Origin of the sequence: Pantoea sp. CTOTU46764 (genome assembly GCF_031974595.1) — a bacterium.
In the GTDB taxonomy this organism is placed as follows: domain Bacteria; phylum Pseudomonadota; class Gammaproteobacteria; order Enterobacterales; family Enterobacteriaceae; genus Pantoea; species Pantoea trifolii.
Map to the genome: position 1 here is coordinate 1 of NZ_DALYOQ010000059.1, position 2,630 is coordinate 2,630.

The window sequence follows — 2,630 nt, forward strand, 5'->3', positions numbered from 1 at the left end:
GTCGCGCGCTACAACAGGCGGGCGTAGTGTTTATCACTCTGACGCTGGCTGGTGCGCTATTCCTGATGACGCGCATCACGCCGGAAGAGGAGACGCTGCACTGGCAGCCGCTGACCGAAGCGGCGATCCATCAGGCACTCGAGCAGGATAAACGGGTGTTTGTCGATGTCACCGCCGACTGGTGCATCACCTGCAAAGTGAACAAATCCCGCGTACTGAATCAACCCGATGTGCGTGCTGCGCTGAAAGCCGATGACGTGGTGCTGCTGCGCGGCGACTGGACGCAGCCCGATCCTGCCATCGGTGAATTCCTGCGCCGCCGCGACCGTGTGGCGATCCCTTTTAACCAAATTTATGGCCCGGCACTGCCGCAAGGCCAGATTTTGTCACCGCTGCTGAGTCGTGAAGCGGTGATCTCCACTCTCTCTGAGGCGAAAAAATAATGAAGAAATCCCTGTTACTGCCACTGATGTTCCTTGCCATGCCTGCACTGGCGGCTGCGCCTTTTACTCCTGAGCAGGAAGCGCGCATCAAAGAGCTGATCCGTGAAACCCTGGTGCAAAATCCGTCAATTCTGGCGGAAGCGGCTGATGCGTTTGATAAAGAAGCAGCGCAACAGCAGCAAAATGTGGTGGCGCAAATGGTGAAGAAAAACCATGACGCGCTGTTCAACGACGCTGGTTCACCGCGCATCGGTGCCGAGAAACCGGCGCTGACGCTGGTTTATTTCACCGATTACAACTGCGTGTTCTGCAAGAAGTTTGAAGCCGATATCGAAAAACTGCTGAAAGCCTATCCGCAGGTCGCGGTGGTGATTAAACCGCTGCCGTATCGCTCTGAAACCTCACTCACTTCTGCGCGTCTGGCGCTCACCGTGTGGGAACAGCAGCCGAAAAACTTCCTTAAATTGCATGAACGTTTGATGGCGAAAAAGGGCAATCACGATACCGCCAGCATCGACGCGGCGCTGGAGAAAACCGGCATCAAGCTGAAAGAGCCAAGCAAAGTGAGCCTCGACACCATCAACAGCAACCTGACGCTGGCGCAGCAGCTCGGGGTACAGGGCACGCCAGCGACGCTGGTGGGCGACCAGATGATCAGCGGCGCGGTCCCGTATCAGCAACTGGAAGCGGCAGTGAAAGGCGCGCTGCAGGCGAAGCAATGAGTCGACTAAAGCGCTGGCTGCGTGAGGCGCTGCTCTTGGTGCTGATTGTCGCGGCGGCACTGTGGGGCATGGATTGGCTGCGCGCACCGCAGCTGCCTGCCGACCTGGCGCAACAGCCGCTCACCTCGCTGCAAGGCGAGGTCAATCTGGTGGAGCTCAGTCAGGATCGGCCATTGCTGGTTTACGTCTGGGCAACCTGGTGCGGCGTATGCAAACTCACCACGCCAACCGTGGCGGCGATGAGCCAGCAAGGTTACAAGGTGGCGAGCGTAGCGCTGCGATCCGGTAACGATACGCGCGTAGCAACCTGGCTGGAGAAGAAAGGGCTGCAAGGCGTGGCGATCAATGATGAGAGCGGGGCGCTCGGCCAGCGCTGGGATATTCAGGCCACGCCGACCTTCATCGTGCTGCATCAGGGCAAAGTCATTAGCACCAGCAGCGGCTGGACCAGCGCTTGGGGGCTGAAGCTGCGCCTCTGGTGGGCTTCCCGCTAGCCTGTCTGGCGGCACGTTACGGTGCCGCCAGAAAATCCTCGCGCTGCGGCGTAAAGGTATCCAGCAATACGCCCGCTTCCAGACACACGCAGCCGTGCACAATGTTCGGCGCTTTATACAGCGTATCGCCAGCGCTCACTTCTTTGGTCACGCCATCAATGGTGAAGGCAAAACGTCCGGACAGTACGTAGGTGAGCTGCTCATGCGGATGGTGATGCAGCGGACCAACAGCATCCTGCTCAAAGGTGACTTCCACTGCCATCATGGTGCCGCCGTGCGCCAGAATTCGGCGCGTCACGCCGTTGCCTAAATTGTCCAGTTGGGTTGCGCTTTTATAGATAAACATGGTTTCTCCTTGCAGGTTGCATCGTCAATGTGTGACTTAACTCACACTCAAAAAGGCATTTAAAGGCTGCATTTTAACGATCTTTGATTAAAATGAAACGGTGTTTCAATTTAATCTGAGGATGGATCATGAAAATCGCTTTGATGATGGAAAACAGCCAGGCTGCGAAGAACGCAACGGTGTTGAAAGAGCTTCAGTCTGTGGCGCAACCGCTCGGGCATCAGGTGTTTAACGTCGGTATGAGCGACGAACAGGATCACCATCTTACTTATATTCACCTCGGCATCATGGCCAACGTACTGCTGAACAGCAAAGCGGTAGACTTCGTGGTAGCCGGTTGCGGCACCGGCCAGGGCGCGCTGATGTCGCTGAACCTGCATCCCGGCGTGGTGTGCGGCTACTGCATCGATCCGGCGGATGCCTATCTGTTTGCGCAAATCAACAACGGCAATGCGCTGTCGCTGCCGTTCGCCAAAGGCTTTGGCTGGGGCGCGGAACTGAACCTGCGCTTTATTTTCGAAAAAGCCTTTACCGGCGAAAAAGGGCACGGCTATCCGCCTGAGCGCAAAGAGCCACAGGTGCGCAACGCGGGTATCCTGAACGAGGTGAAAGCAGCATTGCTCAA

4 protein-coding genes and 1 pseudogene are annotated in these 2,630 nt (G+C 57.0%); 4 read left to right on the forward strand and 1 reads right to left on the reverse strand.

The annotated features are described in order from the left end of the window. The 3 genes from RTM06_RS17095 to RTM06_RS17105 form a co-directional block, all read left to right on the forward strand. The coding region (locus RTM06_RS17095) for a thioredoxin family protein (protein WP_312183769.1) at positions 1-443 on the forward strand (443 nt) is incomplete at its 5' end. Beyond that, entirely contained in the window at positions 443-1,165 is a 723-nt protein-coding gene (locus RTM06_RS17100; RefSeq protein ID WP_256696389.1) for a DsbA family protein, read from the forward strand. The genes RTM06_RS17095 and RTM06_RS17100, both read left to right, overlap by 1 nt. After that, positions 1,162-1,659, forward strand: a complete 498-nt coding sequence (locus RTM06_RS17105) for a protein disulfide oxidoreductase (protein WP_312183771.1) — start codon at positions 1,162-1,164, stop codon at positions 1,657-1,659. Before RTM06_RS17100 ends, RTM06_RS17105 begins: the two co-directional genes overlap by 4 nt. A 16-nt stretch (positions 1,660-1,675) precedes the next feature. Here the strand turns inward: RTM06_RS17105 and RTM06_RS17110 are convergent, their stop codons facing one another. Beyond that, a complete protein-coding gene (locus tag RTM06_RS17110) occupies positions 1,676-2,005 on the reverse strand; it encodes a cupin domain-containing protein (RefSeq protein WP_312183773.1) in 330 nt (109 codons plus the stop codon). A gap of 182 nt (positions 2,006-2,187) precedes the next feature. On the opposite strand from RTM06_RS17110, the pseudogene RTM06_RS17115 reads away from it, so the two are divergent. After that, a pseudogene (locus tag RTM06_RS17115) lies at positions 2,188-2,630 on the forward strand (RpiB/LacA/LacB family sugar-phosphate isomerase); the annotation flags it as partial.